Source organism: Alphaproteobacteria bacterium, assembly GCA_024244705.1.
Lineage (GTDB): Bacteria > Pseudomonadota > Alphaproteobacteria > JAAEOK01 > JAAEOK01 > JAAEOK01.
Genome location: JAAEOK010000026.1, coordinates 1 through 876, shown reverse-complemented (window position 1 = coordinate 876; position 876 = coordinate 1). Strand labels below are relative to the sequence as shown.

The following is an 876-nucleotide window of genomic DNA, read 5'->3' as shown; positions in this document are numbered from 1 at the left end:
TAGCTTCCTGCACTATATGCATAACTACCATTCGTGTTCCCTATCGTTCGGCCATAACCACTGTTGTTGTCACCACGGCGACCACCAAGATATCCCCTGCCACTCACGTCTATACTGCTCGTTGTGTCTATGGTCAGGGTACCGGTTATGTTTAGGTCTAGTGAATATTCTTCCGTTGTTGTTGTAGATGGATGCGTCAAAAGACTATTGTTTGTCAGTGTTAACGTATCTGACATTACACTAGCTACAACAATGGTAGAATTGTTCAGGGTATAGTCAGACGCATTTATGACTTTACCATGTACGGTTATTCCTCCATTACTTACAAATATCGGAAAGTTGGTTACCTCTATACTGTTTACGTCCAGCGTCCCATCTATCTCTAATCCATTCGCCGTGTTCGGGCTTAAGACCTTCATGTCATCATCCGTCTGCACCCTGGCAAGACCCCTTATATCCAGCTTGTCAAAGATATAAAGGCCCCGGTAGGGGCTGTCTTCTGAAGCGACCATTGTCATGTCGCCCTCATTAAGGTCTGTCGTAATCGTAGTCGCGTCGTTGCCTAGTATATTCATTACACTGTACTGAGCCGTATTCGGGTTAAGGTATATGCCCACAAGATCATCTGTTCCCCAGCCTCGTGTATCATCCGTCAGTGTGTCTGCAGTCAGGCCAGTAGACGTTCCCGTGCCCACCGATACCAGCGGCGTTGAGTAACCTGTCGTTCCAATATTATTATTATCCACTATCAGATCTCCATACGTCTGTGTGGATGATTTTGTGTATATGGTGCCGGCTCCGCCATGGGCACTACTTCCTGTACCTCCATGTGCAGTGATATTCGTCGAGTCAAAGCCTGATATATCATCATAGTAG

1 protein-coding gene is annotated in these 876 nt (G+C 46.2%); it reads right to left on the bottom strand.

Annotation, left to right across the window (positions count from 1 at the left end; all coding sequences use genetic code 11):
- A partial coding sequence (locus GY791_02325; GenBank protein ID MCP4327260.1) for a hypothetical protein occupies nt 1–876 on the bottom strand: 876 nt, incomplete at both ends.